The sequence below is a fragment of the Gottfriedia sp. ABJ_BB2_2 genome (genome assembly GCF_055484705.1).
Map to the genome: position 1 here is coordinate 167,696 of NZ_JBVFKR010000002.1, position 23,575 is coordinate 191,270.

The following is a 23,575-nucleotide window of genomic DNA, read 5'->3' on the forward strand; positions in this document are numbered from 1 at the left end:
TGTTCCCATTTGATGTTTAATGGATCATTCATGTTTATCCCATCACGTTTGACCCATGTTCCTTTTGCAATAACACTGATTGGTGTAGGGTTCTCTTTACTTTCCAAAACATTAATATTGGCAATTCTACCTGTAGCAATCGAACCATGTAGATTTTCCATATTATAATAACGAGCAATATTATAACTTGCCATATTATATGCATCAACTACAGGTACTCCTTTCTCAATTGCGATAGCAATCATCGCATCAGTCATACCGTTTTCATAAAAGTAAGGATGTGATCCATCTGTTGTAAAGATAAATTTATCAAACTGCTTTAAGCCTAGCTCTAATAATTCCTTTAATAAAATTTCTAAGTCTGGACGAATTGAAGAATTTCTCAGTGATACGGTATAGCCTTGCATTAGACGTGTTAATGCTTCTTTTCCTGTCATTGCTTCATGATCACAATCAGCTCCTAATAACATTAATTTTGATAATGTCTTCTCAGAAGCTCCAGGAAAATGTCCTTCAACTTTTTTGTGTAAATTCTTCGTTTCTTGTACCCAAGATAGCATTTGATCATCACCATTTAAAAGACTTGGCCAAGCTGTTAATTCGCCACCTTGCAGAACATCTTTACGCCGTATCCAAGCTAAAATGTCTTCATTGTTAAAAATCAGTTTATCGTTTGGAGTCTCTGTTTGGCCATCAAAACGACACCACCAATACATACTTGTGTTTATATTTTGAAAAGCATCTAACAGTGAAAAAGCGTTATCTCGTTGAAGTTGAAGAAAAAAGGTTAGATTATCATTAATTAAAGTTGTTGTACCTGCTTGTGCCGCGTGCTTTGCTAATGTAATTGGATTATATAATTGATATGGATGCGAATGCGGCTCAATATATCCAGGTACTAAAAACTGACCTTCACAATCAATTACTTCACAATCATCAGTTTGATCTGGTAGTTTTTCCCCTACATATACAATTCGATCCTCATAAATCCAAATATTTGCCTTTACCCATTCCCGTATATATGTATTTAAATAAGTTGCATTTGTTAATAAAATATGTGGAGCGCTATTGCCATCTAGTATATTAACATGCTCTCGTAATTGTTCATTACTCCATCTAAACTGACTCTTTTCCAATGCGCTTACCCCTTATCTTTTGAAATGATTTTCTTTTATATTACTACATTTTTGTGACTCAAGCTGGGCTGGAGCTCCTATTCAAATGTAAAATTAACGAGAGTAAAAAGCAAAAAGTGGACTACTAATGTAGCCCACATAACCAAAAATGAAAGATATTTTGATAACCATTCTATTAATTTACAATGATATTATTCTCCCCAATAGCGTCGTGCACCAGAGAATTCCTCTATGTAGCCTGGAGTTTTTAATGGGATGATTTCAACATTCTTTGAAGCATTTGGCGCATGAATCATTAAACCATCTCCAATATACATTGAGACGTGGTGTACAGAACCAGTTCCATTATTTGATGCAAAAAATAGTAGGTCTCCAGGTTGGATTTCGTCTTTATTGACTACCTTACCTGCTTTAGATTGAGGACCTGAATCTCTTGGAATTGTTATACCATATGCCTTATGTATCGAATAAGTAAATCCAGAGCAATCAAATCCAAATCCTGATACGCCTGCCCATAAATATCGTAAGCCAAGGAATTTCTTCGCTGTTTTAATTAATTCCTCAGGAGTTGCTTTCGGAAACTCGTTTTCGTTTTGATAGATTGCAACATCCTCTTTCTTGATAAATTTATTTCCATCATCAGGCGTTGCGACCATCACAACATCTCCAAAATCCTTCACTACAGGTAAGCGAGTATTAAAGCTAATTTCCATAAACTGATTCTGTAAAGATTTTCCATCATACAACCAAGCTGTTGGACTAGATACCATAATAAATGGCTCAGCATTTAAATTCTCTAATCGATCATCCGCCGTTAACTGTCTTTTTGGCATCCAGCCTGGATAACCTAAAGGATTCCGCGGAGTAGGCTGACCTTCTACTGCCACTTGCACCCAGTCACCAACTTCTTGTAGAATAACTACTTTTGATCCATATACCGCTTGAGTTTCAAGTTTTCCTGTTAGCCAACGACGAACCTCGCTATCCTGCATATTTGCTGACCATTTCCACGGATCCACAGGATTACTTAATGAAGGTGCATCAATATCTCTGACTTGGAATCTACCATTCGTTGTCCACTGAGTTGAGACTGACACATCTACATATGCAGTCTCACCTGGATGAAGTTCTTCCGGTGAATTTGCCAATGCTTGAAATGTCATTGTTGATAGTAGTGTACCTGTTACACATAAACTCAAAACCCATTTTTTTGTCTTTTTCATGTTAAAGCTCCTCTCCCTATTTTAACGAAGACTTCTAAAGCATCTTCGGTGAAGCCTAGGTATCCCTGATGACCATTGAAACTATCAATCTAATTAAGGCAAACAATAATCGTCTTTACTCATGTAAAAAAATGAAAATCCAACTATTAGAAAGGGCACGCCCTGCTAATAGCTGGATTTCATCTACGATAATAGATAAAGCAGCATTATGACTCAATGATTTGCTTGTATTTAATCTGTGCATTTTTAAACGCGACTGTCAGAGCTTTTTGTGACGAACCAAAGTAACGTGTATTAATTTCATTGACAATCGAATCCATATCTAACATTGAATGGCCGACGAATAATTGCTTCACAAAAGATGAAGTCAAAGAAATAGTAGCTGAACAATCAGCATCAACGATTAAATGAGACGTTCGATCAACAACCAATCCAATAAAGAAAGCATTAAATTGCTGCATGATTGGATTATTAGATGCAGTCTTTGAATCACCAATAATATAAATTGTATCCTTACTATACACTTCATTTCCTCCCGAACAAGGTATACCGAGCGGGATTCAATCCGAAAAAGGATGGAATGAGCAACGGCATATGTATTCGCTTACATTTAATCATAGTACACCAAAATAATTTTTACAATATATTATGAATATTCAGTTTTATATTTTTACATTTACAGTAAAAAAGCATTATGACAGAACTTTTTCACCTTACTTTTTTACTATGAAGAAATGAAACCTTATTGCCTCAAAAAATCTTAAATAAAAAAAAGACTGTTCATCACCAGATTCACTGATATAACAGCCTTTCCTTTAAAATATATAACTAAATTTTTGAGGGCAATTTATTATCTTCCCAATTTACCTCGATAAAAAACATCCTTAAATTCTTTGTAATCAATAGATGCTAGATTCTGAACGCTTACTGATCGATGTTTTGATAAATGAATAATTAGTACTACTAAGCCAATACATAATCCTGTAATACCTAGGAAATTTCCTAAAAATAAAAATAGGTAGTCATCAACGATAATCGTAGCTGGAAAAGCACCGGATGCTAGTAATGAACATACTTTATCTCTTTTTATAAGTTAGTCCCTCAGTATAACACTGGCCCCAAGGAAGACTCTATCAATTTAAGAATATCCTTATCATTTAATTTTCCAATCATAATCATCAAAAATCCTGTATTGTTAAATATTCTGAACACTTATAACATTAAACCAGTCATTCATTACACAAGGAGGTATTAGTGTTTAGCTTGGTTATCTACCATATTGATAGTTTTGTTGTAAAAGATTGTATTTGAAAGGAGATTTTTTTTTGAGAAAAAATGTAAAAGTCAGTCAGATAATGTTAAGCATCCTACTATCTATTATTCTCTTTTTTAACCTATTCCTTCCGAACTACGTACTTGCGATAGATAGTAATAAAACAAATAATCCCGGAACAAGCTTCCAAGTAAAAGGTGGTTCGGTTCAAAACGGAGTATCGAATTCAAACCTAATGGAAGGAAAGATTGACCCTGAGGTAATACAGACCTTTGAAAAAAACAAATATACGAATGTGATTGTCGAGTTAATAAACCAAGCTGATGTTGAACAAATTGCAAATCAAGCTCGGGAAGAGGCTAAGAAGGTGAAGGCTACCCTCTATCAAGAGAAACTTCGCGTTCGTTCATCTATCGTATCTGGACTACAAACGAATGCTGAACAAACACAGCATCATATCAAGAATTTTATCCTTCAAAAGAAAGAAGAAGGTAAACTGAAGGATGATCAATTTTACTACATCCTAAATGCTGTTTCATTTACAACTACGGAAGAAGTTTTGCAGGAAATAGCGGCATTTCCGGAAGTCAAACATATTTACCTAAACGAGCGTCATGTTTTGCCGAAACCGAAGACTACTGAAGTCCAAAAATTAACAAGTGAGCTACCTTGGAACCTGGAAAAAATCCAGGCGAATAAAGCTTGGGAAAAAGGGTTAGATGGAACAGGCGTCGTGGTCGCAACGCTTGATACTGGAGTGGACGTAAACCATCCATCGCTTAAAAATCAATACAGAGGACTCAATGCAGATGGCACCTATACCCACACCTACAATTGGCTTGACTTGGTGGGGGATAGTCCTACACCAGTTGACTCATATGGACATGGTACTCATGTGACAGGAACAATTGTTGGCTATGACCCGGAAACAGACACTCATACTGGAGTGGCACCGGGCGCAAGCTGGATCGCAGTTCGCGCATTTTCAGAAAACGGCGCACTTGATACAGACTTGCTAAAAGCAGGAGAATGGCTTCTTGCCCCACTGGATGAAAAGGGAACGCCTCATCCAGAGATGGCACCAGACATAATTAATAACTCATGGGCTAGCAGTTCTACCATAAATGAATGGTTTAGATCGGTTGTGAAGGCATGGTCCGCAGCCGACATTACCCCTGTTTTTGCCGCAGGGAACCACACTCCATGGACGCCAGTCGGACCAGGTTCTATAACCAATCCAGCTAATTATCCTGAAACCATTGCAGTTGGATCAACTGATTCAGCTAACCGAATCTCATGGTTTTCATTAAGAGGTCCTTCTCCTTATGGCGGAAATGAAATAAAGCCGGATTTGGTTGCGCCTGGTGAAGGGATACTTTCGACACTCCCAAATAACGAATACGGATTGTCAGATGGGACCTCTATGGCAACACCACATGTGACAGGTGCCATTGCAATTTTAAAGCAAATGCAGCCAAACATGTCTATCGACAAACAGAAAGAATCCATATATACCGGTTTGATTCCGTTATCCGATTCAAACTATCCATCTACTCCAAATGATGCCTATGGCAGAGGGTTGCTTGACCTAACACAAATGGTAAAGAGCGGTTATAACGGTGTTGGTAGTCTACAAGGATCAGTAGGTTATCTAGCTGTCGATAAAGAGAAACCAGTAGCAAGTCATGAGCCTCTTCCGTACGCTTTTGCTAATGCACCTTTAAAACTATCTATTCAAGCCTCTGATGATTTTGCAGTTTCCACAGTGGAACTTTATTATCAAGTCGACAGTGCACCAGAGCAAACAGTAACCGGAAAACTGTTTGAAGGTAACTTAAAAAAAGGTTCCTATTCATGTGAACTTCCTTTAGAAAAAGTAAGGGGTAACATAATTACTTATTACTGGAAAATTACTGACTATGCTGGAAACAGTACGAAAACCGCCCCTGTTCACCTACCACTGAAGGAAGGTGTATCGGTCGGTTATAAAACAGACTTTGAAACATCACCAGTTGGATGGTACGGTACGGGAAGAAACAGTTCATGGAATTGGGGAAAGGTATTGACACCCGTCCTGAAGGTACCTTCTGGAATCAATGCCTACGCGACCGCGAACCCTGACTGGAGAAAAAATGATTATTACTGGAGTTATAACAATTACGAGGAATCTATGCTAACTATGCCTCCTATCCAAGTCAAGAAAGGAGAATCAGTATTCCTTAACTTTAAACAGACCTATGGATTTCCCTTCTGGCCATCCCTTGGGACGGATGATTGGGGTCAAGTGCTCGTTTCCGAAGACATGAAGAACTGGCATCTAGCGAAAACAAACGAAGGGCATTTAGAGACAAGGTGGGAAGCCATTTCAGTCGACTTATCTTCCTTCTCAGGGAAAACTGTTTATGTAGCTTACCGATTCCATACTGATAGTATTGATACAAATTTAGGGTGGTATTTAGATGATGTAGCCATAGAAGCCAAGCCTTCTGGCGACGTATATCAGCCATTTCAATCAACGACTGTAATTGAACCATTAGAGGAGACTACGAGTCTACAAAGTAGCCATGAAAAACCAGTTCTCGTCCCACTAAACGCGCATATACAGATTGTCGAAAATGGAAGACTTTTAGCGACCGATCCAACAGATGGCAGCTTCAGCACGAAGCTACCAGCAGATGAATATCACCTACTAGCCGAGGCCTATGGCTTTAACAACAAAATTCAAACAGCGAGAGTAACGAAAGATGTATCAACCAATGTTGATATACAGTTATCCCCATTAGATAAATGTAACGTTAAAGGCACAATTAAGAATAGTGTAACCAAGAAAACGATTAAGGGAGCTACTGTGAAACTCATTGAAGACGCAGCTGTCGCACCGGATAAAACAGGCTCAAACGGCAAATTCTCTCTTAACTCCTATATAGGAACATATACACTTGAAGTGAGTGCCCCTTATTTTCATACTTATAGGAAACAGATTGAAATGAAAGGCGATTCCTCCCTTTCAATTGATATACAATTAAAGCCTTATATAGGTACAGAAGGTGAAATCGGATATGATGATGGCACTGCTGAAAGTGTCTTGTTGGTCGCTGGCACTGACGAAATCGCAGTAAAAATGTCATTGAAGACTGGACAGGAACAAGCATTACTGACCGCTGGCCTGTTTTATGTCGATCCACACTGGTATAACCCAGGTGGGAGAAATTTCCAAGTTGATGTATATGACGCAACTGGACCTGATGGTGGCCCGGGTAAGAAATTAACGGAATCAATTGCTGCAAAATCAGATGATGTTCCTGGTTGGGTCAAAGTTGATCTTAGCCCTTACTCCATTTACGTACCAAAAGATTATTTCCTTGTATTCAGTACCCAAGCACCAGATCCATATGTGCCAAGCCTTGGTTTTGATTACAGCCCGTTCTCAGACCGCTTTTGGAGGTTTTACAAAGGGGATTGGATAAAGGTTTTACCTGGGCAAGTAATTGACGATGCAAAAAATCCTATGATTCGTTCCATCGTTTCATATGAAAACAATTAAAAATAGCTTACCAGATTCCGGCTTTTATCGGTTATGGAGTTTTAAAAAAATGTAAAGATTGACTCCAAGGTTGAAGATTATTTTAACTAAAAAACGAATTATAAAAAAAGACTAGTGAAATCGGCTAGTCTTTTTCTATTGGTAATACCTTTTTTTCATAGTAGATTCATTACTCATACTGTTTAACAGATACATTTAACAGTAGTTTGATTTATCAATTATGACAACTATGAATTCGTGTTATCTATTTATTTTATTAAGATAAGTAATAGCAATTATATATCCAATAATCGGTGATATCCCATACCCCATGATTGGCATTGGGAAATGTCCAAAAATAGTTACAAGCATCATGACTAGAAAATAAACGCCAAAAGTATAAGAGATTATTGATGCTTTCCAATAAAAATAGAAAGGAAATAATAACAATAAAAGTGACATTAGAGCGAATATGAACCATATTCCCCCCATCTCTTTAACTAAATATAAAATGTGTTCTACGTAAGGAACTGGTGCTAAATTATCGAGAAAAATCCAAGACAAGATAACTATAGTAATTGTAAAAATTAAGTTTAAGAACTTTAATAATCTATTATTCACTTTGTTCCAAAAAAGTACTGTCGTAGCACATGCAAATGCTGTTACTTGACCTGCATCTGGATGTAGAAGCAATATGAAAAGAACGATAATATTTAATCCAATTGCATAAATAGATTGTTTTTTCTCTACTAGATTCCAAATATAAATCAATATTAGTGGCAAAAATATACTTGCTACATAAAAATTTAATGGTCCAAATTGGATCCAGCGATGAATACCGTCTATGCCATTAAACCAAAAAGGCGTTAACAATATTGCTATGATTAGTATAGTAAGTCTATTATTAAATTTACTGACTTGTTTTTGCGTTGTTTTTGTAAAAAAAACACAAGCTAAAATAGATCCTAAAATCCAGATTACTATATTTTGTATCCAAATACTTAAAGAAACTCCAAACGATATCATCGCTAATATTCCAATTATTATAGCTGGGAACATCAGAAAATAAGGTATGGTGTCTTTTATTTTTAAGTTTTCCATGTAATATTACCTCAAATTTTGTAGTATCCTTTAAAATATACCACAATCTCATTATGCTATTTTTTATTTATGATTCAAGTTGGCATACTATTTAATAAAGTAGTAACTAAAAAAACAAGAATACTATTATTAGTATTCTTGTTTTTTATTTAATGGGCTTATTGTGATTTACGATTTAAAACTTTGATTTTAGTAATAGCACTTTGATTTCCAGCATCATCTATAGCATATACAGATAACTCTGTTCCTGCTTTTTGATGTTTAATCTTGATACTAAATATTCCATTAGAATCAGCTTTTCCTGATGCAATGACCTCATTACCGACTTTTACAATAATCGTCGCATTTGCAATCGTTGTTCCGGTTATCTTGGAATCATTGTCGTCGATTGGATTAATCACTGGTTTATTTAATATCCATTTTGCATACAGCGTTACATTAGTTGTCACTTTATTGGTTGCAAAGTTCCATGCAGTTTGACCTGCAGCATCTATATACCAACCAGCAAATGTGTAACCTTTTCTAGTTGGTGCAGTTGGTTCTCCTACAGTTGTATTATAGTCAACTGTTTTTGCATCTACTGCACTACCACCTTGGCTATTAAATGATACTGTATACGAGTTAATCTTCCATTTCGCATAAAGCGCCGTATTTTCTGTTACTTTATCTGTTGCAAAATTCCATGCAGTTTGACCTTGTGCATCCTTATACCAACCAACAAAAGTATAACCTGCTCTTTGCGGTGGTGTCGGTTCTGTAATCGTAGTATTAAAATCTACTGTTTTCGTTTCGACTAATCCACCATCTTGTCTATCGAAAAGAACGGTAAACTTTTGAAGTGACCATTTTCCATAAAGTGTTTTTGCAGAATAGATCGAGCTTGTGAAATCCCAAGGAATCGTACATGCTTCATCTGCGAACCAAGTTAAATCATAACCATAAGCAACTGGTTCGGTGATTCTGCGTACTACGATTCGGTCTTTTGTTGCATCTTTGATCAATGTAGGCGCATCACTTGAAATGACGAAATGTACATTATATCCATTTACCAATTTTTGTACTAATGTCACATCAGCATATTCTTTAGCTTTTATTGAAATCGTATAATCTCTAGATCTTGTAAATAGACTCTTATCTAGAGTAATCGTACGGTTTTCTTTATCCACAGTGTATTTCGATACATCTACCGTAATTCCATTGATCGTGATGCCAGTAATTGCATTAGCCCAATCTTTGTTGCTGAACTCTAATACCATATCATTGCCTACTGCGTTATCAGTTGTATCAGCTGTTACAACTGAACCAGCTAATGCATATTTCGCGTAAAGAGTGATTGGTTTTGTCACAATGTTATCAAAATCATATGTGATTGTTAAATCTTTGTCCAAGTACCAACCATAGAACTTGTAACCCACTTTTGTTGGATCAACTGGTTTTGTTGCATTTCTGTCTACGATTTGAGCAGAAAGTGGATCTCCACCATTTGATTCAAATGAAACTGTATAACCAATAACTTGGTCAACCACCACAACATCTTTATACCCTTCAGAAACAATCGTCACATTGACTTTTTGTCCAACTGTGAATAGAGAAGCTTTTAGGACGATGCTATTATCAGTGATTGTGTAATCCTTGTTCAGTTCTAATGTTTTCGCGCCAATTTTCACAGCTTTGATATTATTTTTCCATGTGCCATCATCAGTAAATGGTAACGTAATGTCGCTTCCAACAATGTTTCCAGCTACGTCTTTATTCACTGTTGGTGGAACTTTCATCCAACATAGATAGAATGTAGAACTATCTGTTAAAACTTTTGGATTAGTAGTAATATCTGACTTTTTGTCACTTGAATTCGCTGCATCCAAATAAAGGTCTGGACTAATCGTTAAAGCTCCATTAATTACATGTGTAGCACCTGCATACATATTTGGCACTGATGTTTTTCCATTAATTAATGCATCAGCAAAGAATATGTCAGTTGCATTCTTTAACGTACCGCCATTTAAATCAATATGGCGTCTATAACCAAGAAGCACATTTGGAATTGTAACTGTCTCCCCAGTTGTAGAAGTTATCTTTAAGTTGTATCCTTTAATATTTCCAAGGTTTCCAAGAGTTGGCATTTCACTGAAAGCAAACTTTTCACCTAGGTTAGTTTGGCCTGCTTTAACAGCTTGATCATGCGTAGCCGTTGTGAAAGATAGAATACCGTTACTTCCGTTAGACGATAAGTTATAAGTACTTGGGTCTAACGTATACTTCGTTGGTGTTGTATCTGTTGTGCCATCGCTCTTCATTCCATAGAAAGTTGCTTCAATCGTTGCAATTTTATCTTTTCCAGTTAACCAAGAAACATTTGTTAAATAATCTGGAATGTTGATTTTTAAATCGCCTTCTCCAAGCACCCAACCGTTACCACTTGCATTTGGGTTACTTGGGTCGAATTTCGCTCCATTCGGATTCGATTTATCAACAGGTGAATAGCTTTGAGTCGTATTCATTTGCCATTTTGCGTAAACAGTAATGTCTCCAGTTAAAGGAAGTCCTTGCATTGCTAGTGTACTATAAGTTTTATCAGTATACCAACCAAGGAACTTATATCCTTGTTTCGTTGGTACAGGAGACATATATGACATTAAATCACTATTTGGACCATTCGATCTACTTGAATTCGGAATGTATCCTACCGCCATCGGACTAATCGGCGTTCCACCTTGACTGTCGAACGTAACACTATATCCAACTGGTTGTTGACCAGTGTAAACAGGATCATAACCAGCAATTACATCAGGATAAACAGTACCATCTGCACCTTGTGAGCTTATTGTAAATCTGTAAAGTTGTGGCAAATAATTTGCTCCGCCTGGGTTTACAGTTGCTTTATTATAAGTTGAACCATCATTTGGATTAAGCGTAGAATCCGTCATAAAGGTTTTCGCATTAAACGTAATTTTACCTGGTTGACTAATGTCATAATATTTTTGATTTGTGTCTGGATTAATCAAATTCGTGATATCCATACTTTTACCACTATTTGTTGTCACAATCACTTTATTGATTCCATTTCGCCATTTCGCATCTTCAGTGAAATTTAAAGTTAAATCTTTACCGATATGCGCAACTGTTGGATCAGTAATGATTGGTATCGCTGGCGTCGGAATTGGAACAGATGAAATTGTTAAAGATTTAGTTACATCTTGGTAACCTGTCGCCTTTATTGTCATTGTGTAATTCGTTGCCGTTGGGAATAACGATCCAGGAAACGTTATTTTAGATGGCATAGTTTGTGCTTGACCTAGTGCATCATAATACGTATATGCTGGATTAATTGTTACTAAATTTGTTACATCAGTTGAACCAAGCATAATTTTTGTAATTGAATTTCTCCACACTACATCATCTACAAACACTGAGCTTGTTGGAGAAAGTGAGATTGTTGCTCCATTTTGTAAGTCTTGTAGCTTTGGTGTTGATACAATTGTTTGACCTGGAGCTTTAAAATTAAGCTTTTGCATAACTTGCTGTACTGTATCATCTTTATTTAACGTGATTGAACCTGCGTACTGTGTTGTAATAGTTGTATCTTGATCTACTGTTGTTTGTGCAGTTGGAACATTTACTCCTGCATCAATTGCATTTTGATTTTGCTTACCAAAGTTTTTAAAGATGAAATAAAAGTCATTGTAATCAATTCCGAAACCAAAGCCAGATGGCTTAATCCAATAAATATCTGCATCACGATTCGTGTTTAAGTATGCAGTTTTGTTAGCTAATGTATTCGCAGGATTATTAAAATTGTTTAAGTTTTGATATTGGTAATAAACATCGATTTCTTTCAGTAAATCTTTCATGTCAATGACATTATCGCCATTTACATCTCCACCTAATAGGATTGGGAATAGACCTGGAAGATCCTTTACAGTACCTGATTGATAACCGAATTTGTTTTCACCAATTACTGGTGTTTTTGCATATCCTTTAAAATGTCCTGGTACACTTGCTTCAAGAGAATATGGCTTGTCACTTACGTTAGTTGTCAAAGCATAATAAGGATTAATAAACGTATAAGCCATTGTGTTATTGAAAGATGTCGGTTGATCCGTAGTAAACTTTTTGCCCTGATCATCCGTCGCAGTTACCTTCGCACCTGAATCAACTGTAAATTGTGGGTAATTGTTGTTTACGTTATTTCTTGCGAAAGATTCCGCTGCCACGCGTCCTCTAATTACAGAAATGTCTTGTCTTACATAAGGTTCATTCGTTGGGAACCATGCTATTTTTGTATCTTCACCTGATAATGTTAAATTCGCCTGTATTAATTGTAATGGAACTTGTCCAGTAATTGGATCAGGATTTGAATAGGTCACATCTGCTTCTAATATTGGCATATCATGGTCAAGTGCACCTGCTGCTCCTATATTAGAAAGGGTCAAATCTGTTGTTAGTCCACTTTGCCAGTTTGGATGAACATAAGGTTGACCTACAGTAAGAACCTTAGTTGGATCTACCCCTTTACTAATAAGGTAATTTTTATACTCGTCAGTTAATCGGATATTACTGAATTTGTAAACCTTACTATCATTCAGTAAAAATTTACCGCCAGTCATTCCAACACCATAGCGTGATGTCATTGTCATTTTGAATGGTTTATTCGCATCAACAACTACTTTATCTTCGTTACCTGGACCAGCGTCTACTCCATTAGATGAAGTTAAAGTAACATACGGATTTCCTTTTTTAATAAAATAATAGGTTTGTTTGTTTAGATCAAAATCACTGTCACCGGAATAATCAACCGGATTAATAATAAATTCACTTCCCCATTTATTTTTAAGGTCTTCAGCAGTCACACCAAAATGGAAACGACCTTTTGAATTGGTACTGAAGAATACTGTTGGGAACAAACTGTCTTGATAACCTATAACACTGTTTAAGCCTTGATCAACAGGAACTGGTGTAATACCATCTTTAGGGCTTGGCACGGACGTTTCCCCGTTAGCTTTCATTACGTCTATGTTCGAGTCGTAAACTGTACCAGAGAATCCTTTAATTTCTTGTCCAGGTAGATATCCTGTCGGATCAATTTCATAAATCCCACCTTTGGAGTCACTATCCATTGTCATAGTTGGCGGTGTACCGTCAACATATAATGTATCCTCTGCAGTGTAACGTTGTCCGTCTTTACCATTTGCAATCATCTCAAGAGAGTATGAACCTTCTGGTAACACTTGAACTTCTTTTGAAATGCCAGACTGATCATACGTTCCATCGTATGCCTTTGTAAATGGAAGATACCAACCATTAAATAGTACGATTTGCGGACCGTATTGCACACCAGGTATGATATTACTACCATTAGCTAATGAGCTTGCTACCCCAATATATTTACCGTCTTTGTCTTTTATGAGAATATATAGGTTTTCCATTTCATTGTTTACTGATAAATAATATGATGATAGATTTCCTACTGCAGTCGCTTTGATCCCGACTTGGAATTTATTAATACCTTTTTCCGCAACTGTAATTGTAAACGGAACGCGATAAGACTCTGATGAATCTGCTGAATTTACTAGGTTAATATAACCTTCGTAAGTGCCCTCTAATGCATTTGATGGAACTGTAATTTTTGCTGTTGCTTTAACAGTACTGCCTCCACCAACATTAATTGATGTCACGTCTGTTCCGCCTGTAGAAAAGTCGATTTTGACATCATTACCTGTGCCAGGACCAACTTTATTAGAGGCAGCAAATTTTGTTGAAATAAATTGAGTACTTACTTTTAATGTTTTACTGCTAGTTCCTTGGTTAGTAACGTTAAAGTCTTTTGATGATACCACATCATCCGAACCATTCGTTGCTCCTTCTCCTCTACCTTTAAAGCCGAAGAACATGCTTCCTGTAAGGTTATCAACTTGTTTCAACGTTGAATCAGAATCAACAGTATATGCTTTATCTAAAACTTGGATTTTTACATTCTCTTTAATCGCACGTGCAGGATCTACACGTCCAGCACCTACCTGGTATACACTATAAGTCTTTGAATCTGTGTTTATATCCTTTGCTGTATTCATTAATGCCGACTTGACGTCTGCAGGAGTATAATCTGGATTTGCAGCTAAAATCAATGCTGAAATACCTGCAACGTGAGGAGTCGCCATTGAAGTTCCTGACATTAATTCATATGCATACTGATAATCTCGTTCTTCAACACTTACTCCATCTTGTGGCGCCCAAACGTCATATGGTACTGTTGACGAAATATCAACACCAGGTGCAACAACATCCGGCTTGATTGTCCAATCTTTAACTGGTCCTGTTGAACTGAAGTTTGCCAGCTCGTCGCCCTTTTTTGCGATTGGTGCATCAAGTGCTGCTGGGAACGTAATCGTTGTATTTTTAGGGTCCTTAAAAATAGCATCAGATAGCGCTTGTCCCTGCGTTTGTGTCAACGAAACAGAATACACATTATCCATACTTACACCTAAAAAGCTTGAGATATAACCCTGGTTATCTTCATCGGCAGTATTGTTCCAAATGATCATACCTGCTACGCCTGCTTTATGTGCATTTGCCATTTTAGTCTGTAAAAATTCTCCGCCTCGTTTCACAAGTGCAATTTTGCCAGACATATCTAACCCACTGTAATCTGCAGCACTACCTAAGCCGACATCTATTATTGGAAAGGTTTGCCCTTTAAATGCATCATCTGATTGAGCAAAGTTTTTACCAAACAAACGAGCCTGATAAGAAGCTGCACCATTATTTATTGTCATTACCGGAATTTCTCCAGGAATTGAGCTTGCTCCTACTGTTATCGCTAGTGCAGAAGTTCCAGGTGATCCTACAGTAGCTGCCCCAGGACCACTATTTCCTGCTGCAACATCACACACAACTCCAGATAAAGTAGCATTATTGATAGCGATACTTGTAGGGTATAGCGGATCATTAATTGTTGCACCAAGTGAAAGATTGATAACATCCATATCATCCTTAACTGCTTGATCGATACCATTTAAAACCGAGTCTGATGTACCACGTCCGCCAGGTCCTAGTACACGATAACCATATAGGTCTACATCCGGCGCTACACCATTTGCTGAATAAACATCGTTATTACTTGTCGTATTAGCAGCAATTGTTCCAGAAACGTGAGTTCCATGAGATGTAATATACTGCTTATAATCTGCAGGTGGTGGTCCAACAATTGCATCTGGACTCTCCTTCGCAGCTAGCCAATCATCATAAGTTGTTTCCATAGGATCATTGTCATCCTCATAAATGACAACTCCATTTTCATCTATCCCCTTATTATTTACTAAGTCGTGACCACCTTTATAAACATCCTTTAAATCTGGGTGATGATAGTCAATTCCAGTATCTAATACACCTACTTTTATGTTTTGGCCAGCACGTGGACCTGATTTAATCACACCAGTGTGACCTTCAGCTTGTAGTTTATCTATTCCTAATAAAGTAAGTCCCGTAGTAGGCTTTCCTAAAGATTCAGTAGTCACAGAAGCTTTTGGTGTAGACTCTTTTGCAACCGTATATTCTATTTGAGACCAAATAGAAGCAACATCTGGATTATCAGCAATTTTTTCAACTAATTTAGAAGGTAATGTTAAAGCCACTCCATTAAAAGCATCAGTATACTCTCTCGTAATACTCATAGGCGTTTTAACAGATTTCCCACCGATTACTTGTGTTTTAGGCTGCGTATTCAAAAAGCTTTTAAATCTTACATGAGAATCCTGAACCTTTTTTTCTGCATCTGAATATTCGTTTGCAAAAGCTTGAGCATTTTTATTTGCTCTACCCTTTGACAACGATTGCTTAATGATTTGAATCTTAGCTGGATCATCTTTAAATTGAACAATTACATTAATATTCTTTGAACTTTTCAAATCTTTTTGATCCACATGGATTTTTTGACCAATTTCTGCTCCAGTAAGTTTATTAATGTTCTTTTTTTGTTCAGAAGTTAGTCCATCAAGAATTCGGTTTACTTCCTCAGCATTAAAGGATTTATTGGATGGACTTTTCTGATTTTGCTTCCCACTCGCATATACATGTGTTAATGACTGAGGTAGTGCAAAGTTTAGTAGCATTACACTCAATGCAGAGATCGATAACATTCTCTTTGTTTTTCTCTTACTGATAAACTTTTTATTTTGCTTCATGTTTTCCCCCCTGAATCATACTTACAGCACTCTTTTTTAATTCGCATGAATATTAGGAATTTTCCTGATATTAAACGATAAAATAATTTTACTGTAATCTACAATTTTCGTGTATTGGGGAAATACAGAACTAAAACCACTGACTTCTTTCGACATAAACAGTAATATTTTACAGAATGTCAGGAAAATAGAATCATGAATTTGGGAAAATTTTACAAATTTAATTGTTTCACGTCATATTTTAACTGTTTATATTTGGGCTATTCTTGAGTTTTTTGCAAAAAAAATTGAAATGAAACTGAAAGAGTGCCTTTTTTCTAACGGTAATTTTTTTAAATACATATTAAATTGAGTAGCAATGCATTTTCTAGTCAAATTAAAAACGCACCCCTATAACAATTGTCATAAGATTGCGTCTATCGTTAATTCATAATCTAATTAAGAATATATTTTTTCGTTTTCTTAAGTTTTGTATTATATATAAAGCAACTATATAATGACATAACTCCTTCTCATGTGCTTCTTTAACTATGCTTTTTCAAATGATTTTTAAAATCCTCAATAAATTCATTAGCTAATGGTGATAAACCTTTTGTTTCCAAATACATTAACCAAAAATCTAGTTCAAAAAAGCCTTCTTCTTTTATAGGAATCACTTTTATATCACCGTTTAAAACGGATTGTCGATTCTTTATTGTAAAATCATAAAGATAGAATACAGCTTGACTTTCTTTAATTAATTGAAAAATAAGACCTGTTCTATTTGACGTAAGAATTACGTTTTTAAGATTCATTTTTGTAATTTTTAATAGCTTATTATAATCTGAATTTTTATACATTACTATTTTTGCATTCATCAAATCTTTAGGCGTTACAAATTCTAAAGAATAAAAAGGTGACTTTTTACCTACTGCGATACAATAATGTCCCCGCGTTAAGTGCTCATAACAAATATTTTTTTCCCTTTTTAATTCCTCTTTTGTTGCCGAAACAACCGCAAAATCAAAATTATCCTTATTAAAATTCTGAATAATTTTTGAAGGATTTTCCTCTTTGAACTCAAAAGTAACATCCTCATTCTTGGAATTAAATTCTATTAGTGTTTCCTGAAGAATAAATGAAAAAGTTGGTGCAGCTAATATTTTCATATGGTTTTGATTTGTATTTTTATATTGATTTATATCATTTTTAATTTCTTTAATGGTTTTTAGTAAAATAATTGCTTTTGAAATGACAATATTTCCTTCGAATGTAGGAGTAACCCCATGCTTAGACCTGTTGAATATTTTAATCCCAAGCTCATTTTCTAATTGCGTGATTGATTGACTCATTCCTGAAGGTGATATAAATAATTTTTCAGCTGCTTTTGTAATGGATCTTTCATTGGCAACGTTCACAATATATTCCATTTGTTCGAAATTCATTATTTCACCTCAGTAAAAAATATTCTTTTGTTTTTAAACAGTCTAATTATGATTTTATGCAAGAAAATCTAAAAACTCAATCTAAAATAACTTGAATAGTCATTCTTACCTATAACTTGTTTAGTCGTATCCTTCTTTTTTTAGTCAGGAAATTTAATTAGAACAAGATATTTTAGCTTTTATTACTCATTTCCATGTTAAGTTTTACTTAACAACTTACGTGATTTCCCTAAATGTACTTAATTTATCGAAAATTGTAATATTTTAATTAAATATTAGTTGCCAATTTTAGTACTTCCATAGTGTTAAAAAACTCATAACTGATCATCGTCTAGAAATTCGAAAATAGGACTACTTGCAGTATTAAACGAACATCGAAAAAGGAGAATTAGTTATGTATGAGGGGAAAATCATTAAATTCTATCGTGAAAAATTAAAACTCACCCAAGAGCAACTTGGAAAAGATATTTGTTCGATTACTCATATTAGTAAAATAGAGTGTAACCGAACGGCTTATAATAATGAAATTATTTCTTTATTATCTGAGCGACTAGGAATAAATATAGTAGATGAAATCAAAAAGTTAATAAATATAAAAAATAGATTATCACAATGGCATGAAGCAATCATCATGCAGTTAAATAATGAAATTGAGCAAATTAATTTAGAACTTGAGTCTGATGAACTAATCATGATATCTGATTATATTCACTTATATGAACTTCTTAAGGTTAGATATCTTCTTATTCATAACCATACTCGAGAAGCTGAAAAAATCATAAAAAAAATCCAAAAAATAGAAAACGAACTTTCAGATTATGAAACAAATCTCCTTAAACATGTTCTAGGAATTTATTATTTATCTAAACAAAATCATAATAAAGCCATTCAAACATTAAAAGAAATACAAATTGAGGATTATCATAACCCTGAATATTACTATCATTTAGCAATTGCCTATCATACAATCCATTCTCCTGTTCTAGCTTATTATTATGCTGAAAAATCGCATAAATTTTTTAAAGATATTAACAATTATCTTAGAGTAATTGACGCAGAAATGATTATGATTATTCAAATTACAGATGACGGTAATCATGAAGAAATTATTTCTCGCTTTAAGAATTTAATCAAAAGCTGTGAATTATGTAATGCACCAGATCGAAAAGCTAAAGTACTGCATAATCTGGCATATGAGTATTACCGTAGAAAAAATTATGTACTGTCAATTGGATATTTTAGAGAATCAATGACACTTAAAATTCCAGAATCGGCTACCTACCTACTCTCTTTCGAAAACTATATTCGATGTGCGTTTGACGGAAAGCTAATGCCAACCGATAAATTAATAAAACTTGCAGAAGAAGGCTTAGTCGTCGCAATTAGACTGAATGAATTATTATATATTCATTTATTTAGACTAACTTTATATTTATTAAAAGCTAAATGTAAGGAATACCATCAATATTTAGCAAAAAAAGCTTTACCCATGTATGTAAAATATGGATTTTCATTTTTAATCAAGAGATCTGAAAAAGAATTATTTAATTATTATTCAAAGATGAACTTACCAGATCAAGCTCTAGAAATAGCAAAGCTATTAATCTCCACATAAAAACAAGAATGCGTAAACGTATTCTTGTTTTTTGTGATTGCATGCATGAAAATTGCTAATATATTTTATCTTTAATACCTTCTCTACTAATAATTGAATATCTGTTGTAATCCCTTTAATACGACCATTTGATTCGTCCCCAATTGCAGCCATTTTATCAGAAACATGTGTACCATTAAGATTATCATTTCACCTTGAAATAACACATGTATCATGGTCGGCCCAATCATAACCTGTTGCGACTTTATTTGTATACCAAACCTTTTTAATCGCTCTTTCATCACAATTTTACTTTGATTTCCTTCCTTTATTTAACTTTTTTGGCAGTTTAGTTCGTTCAGATTTTTATGTGTAAAGTGAAACTTTAATCATAGCTCTATTTGTCATAATATAATTTTACAGCTGCTCATAATTAATGTGTATTGGGGTAATCATAAGGAATTCACACGCCAAAATTCGAGTGAGTTTTATCAAAAAGACTCAATTTACATGTAAAAACAAAGAAAAATGAAGAAAATTATCATTTTTACTCGAAATAAAAGTTTGTTCATGTCGAAATGGCACTTCGAAAAATAAAATTCATCAATTAAATTGGGGTAATTAGAAAAATTCTATTCTTATTAACACTATCTACGATTTAATTTTGATGTTTTATTCCATATTAACCAAAAAGAGAAACCAAAATTGGCTTCTCTTTTACTAGGATTCTGTTAAACCTAACTTAGTTAATTTATCGGCTAAGGTTATATCTTTATAGGAATTCTTCGCAGTTAGTAATCTTTTATGATGGATTTTAAAATCCAAAACACACGTAAGTATTGCTATGCTAGCTTTGAATTTGAAACCCTAAGTTTTTTACCAATCAACTCGTTTCCCATCTCTAAAGAATCCCCCATTTGGTCCATCTGGTCCAGTCATAGCTAACCAAAGGATAGACTCAGCTGCATCCTTTGGAGTTCTTGGAGCAGATGGTCCGCCCATATCTGTACTTACCCAACCAGGATCGACCGCATTTATTTTGATATCTCCTTTAATTTCTGTAGCTAGTAATTGTGTCAAACCATTTAATGCAAGTTTAGATAACTTATATGCTCCTTCTCCAGGATAGACCATCTCACTCAATGCGCCATATTCCGATGAAACATTAATGATTCTCCCATATCCTTGCTTTTCCATCATTGAAATAAGTAAACGGATTACGTGATATGCCCCGTAGAAATTTGTTGCCATTGTTCTCTCAAGAATGGAAGGGTCCATTGACAATAAGCTTTTATTTTCATCTGCATATACACCAGCATTATTAATCAATACATCTAACCGTTTAAACTGGTCATTTACTTGGGTCGCGGCTTGACTGATGCTTTCTAGGTTGTCTACATCCATCTTCATAAAAGAGACATCAAGATGTAAATCTATTAACTTCTGTACTGCATTATGTCCCAACTCTGAATCACGACTTGTCAATATGACCTTAAATCCTTTCTGAGCTAATTGTTTCACCAACTCATATCCTATTCCTCGATTTCCACCGGTAACAAGTGCTACTTTTTTATCCTTTGACATCTTAACTCCTCCAATTTCGGATACTTAACTTGAACAGGTGATATAAGACAAAAGAAAATCACCAAGAGAATCATAGAAAAAGTGAAGCAATATAAACCACCTAATCCCATATATACTTTTATGAATGATATGTAGTTTTATATTTAATTAGAAATTGAAGTCTCTTTTTGATGATTGTTTTTAAATATGTTTTCCGTTCCCGCATCCAAAGCAGTCTTATAATAAAAACATTTATGTTCGATAACATCCATTGTCTTTCTTAATTCATCCATTTGCGCCTCTACAATTGCTTTTCTTTCCAAAAACATGTCGTATCTTTGTTGTAATGTGGAGTCACCATCAGAACACCATTCAATAAAATGTTTAATTTCCTTAATTGGCATCCCAGTTGATTTCAGACACTCAATAACTTTTAATGCTTCAATATCGGAATCTTTAAACAAACGAGTTCCATTAGCTGACCTTTCTACAAAAGGTATAAGTCCTTCTTTGTCGTAATATCGCAATGTATATACTGTAAGATTTAATTCTTTTGCTACTTCACCGATAGAATATGTCTTCAACATTGATCTCCCCTTTTTATGATTTAGACCTCGAGTTAACTCTATTGTTATTTTAGGGATTTTATCACGTTATTTATTGTATGTCACCTTAAAGGCAATTAAAGAATGCTTCTGTTTATTGAAATATATTTCCTTTTAAAAATATGAATTAATCACTTGACCTAGAGTTAACTAGAGGGAATATCATTTTGGTGCAAGAGAAAAAGTTGGAGGGTAAATACGAATGTAGCATGCACTTAATTGCTTCGTTTACCTAGAAGCTTTTTCTTGAAACATAATATATTTATTGGAGGTTTTATCATGATAACTGCTAAAGCACGAGCTGTAGATGGTCCAGACAAACCTTTTCGAGCAGCTGAAATTAAACGACGTGATCTTGATTTGCATGATATTCTAATTGAAATTAAATTTGCTGGAATCTGTCACTCTGACATTCATACTGCACATGGAGAATGGGGTCCTGTGCATTACCCACTTGTTCCGGGGCATGAGATTGCCGGTATAGTTACGGATGTAGGTGCAGATGTTACAAAATATAAGATTGGTGACAGAGTAGGCGTTGGTTGTATGGTTGACTCATGTGGTGATTGTGAAAACTGCCGTAAGGGTGAAGAACAGTACTGTCTCAAAGGAAATACACCAACTTATGCTGGTGTTGACAAATACGGCGAGCCAACACAGGGTGGATACTCAACTCATATTGTTGTAACTGAGGATTTTGCAGTTAAAATACCAGATAACATCGGACTTGATGCTGCAGCACCTTTACTATGTGCAGGAATTACTACTTACTCTCCTTTAAACCACTGGGGAGCAGGTCCAGGTAAGAAAATTGCAGTTGTTGGTTTAGGTGGTCTTGGTCATATGGCAGTCAAAATTGCACATGCAATGGGTGCAGAGGTAACTGTATTATCACAGACATTGAACAAAAAAGATGACGGTTTACAATTTGGTGCAAACCACTATTATGCTACTAATGATCCAGAAACATTTGAGAAACTTGCAGGAACATTTGACTTAATTATTAACACAGTAAGTGCAAAGATCAATTTGGATGCTTATTTAAGACTACTTTCTCTTGATGGTACATTAGTAAATGTCGGTGCTCCAGCAGATCCAATGTCACTAAATGTGATATCGCTTATCGGTCATCGCCGCTCATTTGCAGGTTCAATGATTGGAGGTATTCGTGAGACTCAGGAGATGTTAGATTTCTGCGCAAAGCATAACATTCTTCCTTCTATTGAAGTGATTTCTGCCGATCAAATCGATGAAGCATACAAACGTGTATTAGCTTCTGATGTTAAGTATCGATTTGTAATTGATACGAGTACAATTTGATACGTGCAAATAAGCAGCAGTATATAGTAATATCGTGGATGTCCTAAAAGCATAGCTTTTGGGACATCTTATTATATATCATATCGTAGTATGTTTAATCATATTTGGTACTCAACACCAAAGGTTGTATTTACATAAAAATTTAACAATACAAGTTAATATAACTTACAGTTTATTGGAGGTATTGAAATGGCAAAACATGAAGAAGTCAAAAATGGCGTTATTTTCCCAGTTGGTGAGAAAAATGAAGCATATGCACAATATTTTGTTGGTCAAAGCTATCTTAAAACATTAATTGCTGACCCTAAAGTAAGTGTTGGTGTTGGAAATGTTACCTTCGAACCAGGTTGCCGAAATAACTGGCATAAACATCATAATGGATTTCAACTTTTATTAGTAACAGGGGGTGAAGGTTGGTACCAGGAAGAAGGAAAAGCTGCTCAGTTCTTAAAAGCCAGTGATGTAGTTGTCACGCATGATGGTATAAAACATTGGCATGGGGCTACAAAGGACAGCTGGTTTGAGCACATTGCAATCACTGCTGGTACGCCTGAGTGGTTGGAACCAGTAACGGACGAGGAATATAACAAATTAAAATAATAGTTAAGAAAAGAAAATGCCCTGTTCTAAGGG

12 protein-coding genes and 1 pseudogene are annotated in these 23,575 nt (G+C 35.2%); 4 read left to right on the forward strand and 9 right to left on the reverse strand.

Features of this window, described 5'->3' with window-relative positions:
* Positions 1-31: 31 nt before the first annotated feature.
* The 4 genes and pseudogenes from ACX6U0_RS05790 to ACX6U0_RS05805 all read right to left on the reverse strand — a co-directional run.
* Positions 32-1,136 (reverse strand): annotated as a pseudogene (locus ACX6U0_RS05790) (amidohydrolase family protein); the annotation flags it as partial.
* Between the two features lie 191 nt (positions 1,137-1,327).
* A complete protein-coding gene (locus ACX6U0_RS05795; protein WP_464959029.1) occupies positions 1,328-2,359 on the reverse strand; it encodes a C40 family peptidase in 1,032 nt (343 codons plus the stop codon).
* A gap of 206 nt (positions 2,360-2,565) precedes the next feature.
* Positions 2,566-2,883 carry a DUF3870 domain-containing protein gene (locus ACX6U0_RS05800; RefSeq protein ID WP_464959030.1) on the reverse strand — a complete coding sequence of 106 codons (318 nt, stop codon included), beginning with the start codon at positions 2,881-2,883 and terminating at the stop codon, positions 2,566-2,568.
* Between the two features lie 326 nt (positions 2,884-3,209).
* Positions 3,210-3,449: a spore germination protein gene (locus ACX6U0_RS05805; RefSeq protein WP_464959551.1), complete on the reverse strand. Its 240-nt coding sequence runs from the start codon at positions 3,447-3,449 to the stop codon at positions 3,210-3,212.
* A 235-nt stretch (positions 3,450-3,684) separates the two neighbouring features.
* Here ACX6U0_RS05805 and ACX6U0_RS05810 point away from each other — a divergent pair, with 235 nt between their 5' ends.
* Positions 3,685-7,176: a S8 family serine peptidase gene (locus tag ACX6U0_RS05810; protein WP_464959031.1), complete on the forward strand. Its 3,492-nt coding sequence runs from the start codon at positions 3,685-3,687 to the stop codon at positions 7,174-7,176.
* A 240-nt stretch (positions 7,177-7,416) separates the two neighbouring features.
* Here ACX6U0_RS05810 and ACX6U0_RS05815 read toward each other — a convergent pair whose 3' ends face one another.
* The 3 genes from ACX6U0_RS05815 to ACX6U0_RS05825 form a co-directional block, all read right to left on the reverse strand.
* Positions 7,417-8,256 carry a hypothetical protein gene (locus ACX6U0_RS05815; RefSeq protein WP_464959032.1) on the reverse strand — a complete coding sequence of 280 codons (840 nt, stop codon included), beginning with the start codon at positions 8,254-8,256 and terminating at the stop codon, positions 7,417-7,419.
* A gap of 158 nt (positions 8,257-8,414) precedes the next feature.
* Positions 8,415-16,436 carry an InlB B-repeat-containing protein gene (locus ACX6U0_RS05820; RefSeq protein WP_464959033.1) on the reverse strand — a complete coding sequence of 2,674 codons (8,022 nt, stop codon included), beginning with the start codon at positions 16,434-16,436 and terminating at the stop codon, positions 8,415-8,417.
* 524 nt (positions 16,437-16,960) lie between these two features.
* Positions 16,961-17,860 (reverse strand): LysR family transcriptional regulator, encoded by a 900-nt coding sequence (locus ACX6U0_RS05825; RefSeq protein WP_464959034.1) that lies wholly within the window; start codon positions 17,858-17,860, stop codon positions 16,961-16,963.
* Between the two features lie 394 nt (positions 17,861-18,254).
* Between ACX6U0_RS05825 and ACX6U0_RS05830 the strand changes: the two genes are divergently transcribed.
* Positions 18,255-19,475, forward strand: coding sequence for a helix-turn-helix domain-containing protein (locus ACX6U0_RS05830; RefSeq protein WP_464959035.1), 1,221 nt, complete (start codon positions 18,255-18,257; stop codon positions 19,473-19,475).
* 855 nt (positions 19,476-20,330) lie between these two features.
* On the opposite strand, the gene ACX6U0_RS05835 is transcribed toward ACX6U0_RS05830, so the two are convergent.
* Both ACX6U0_RS05835 and ACX6U0_RS05840 read right to left on the reverse strand, forming a co-directional pair.
* On the reverse strand, positions 20,331-21,038 hold the full coding sequence (locus ACX6U0_RS05835; protein ID WP_464959036.1) for an SDR family oxidoreductase: 708 nt from the start codon (positions 21,036-21,038) through the stop codon (positions 20,331-20,333).
* Positions 21,039-21,181: 143 nt separating this feature from the next.
* A complete protein-coding gene (locus tag ACX6U0_RS05840) occupies positions 21,182-21,601 on the reverse strand; it encodes a MerR family transcriptional regulator (RefSeq protein ID WP_464959552.1) in 420 nt (139 codons plus the stop codon).
* 300 nt (positions 21,602-21,901) lie between these two features.
* Here ACX6U0_RS05840 and ACX6U0_RS05845 point away from each other — a divergent pair, with 300 nt between their 5' ends.
* Both ACX6U0_RS05845 and ACX6U0_RS05850 read left to right on the forward strand, forming a co-directional pair.
* Positions 21,902-22,942, forward strand: a complete 1,041-nt coding sequence (locus ACX6U0_RS05845) for an NAD(P)-dependent alcohol dehydrogenase (protein WP_464959037.1) — start codon at positions 21,902-21,904, stop codon at positions 22,940-22,942.
* A 189-nt stretch (positions 22,943-23,131) separates the two neighbouring features.
* A complete protein-coding gene (locus tag ACX6U0_RS05850) occupies positions 23,132-23,542 on the forward strand; it encodes a cupin domain-containing protein (RefSeq protein WP_464959038.1) in 411 nt (136 codons plus the stop codon).
* Positions 23,543-23,575 lie beyond the last annotated feature (33 nt).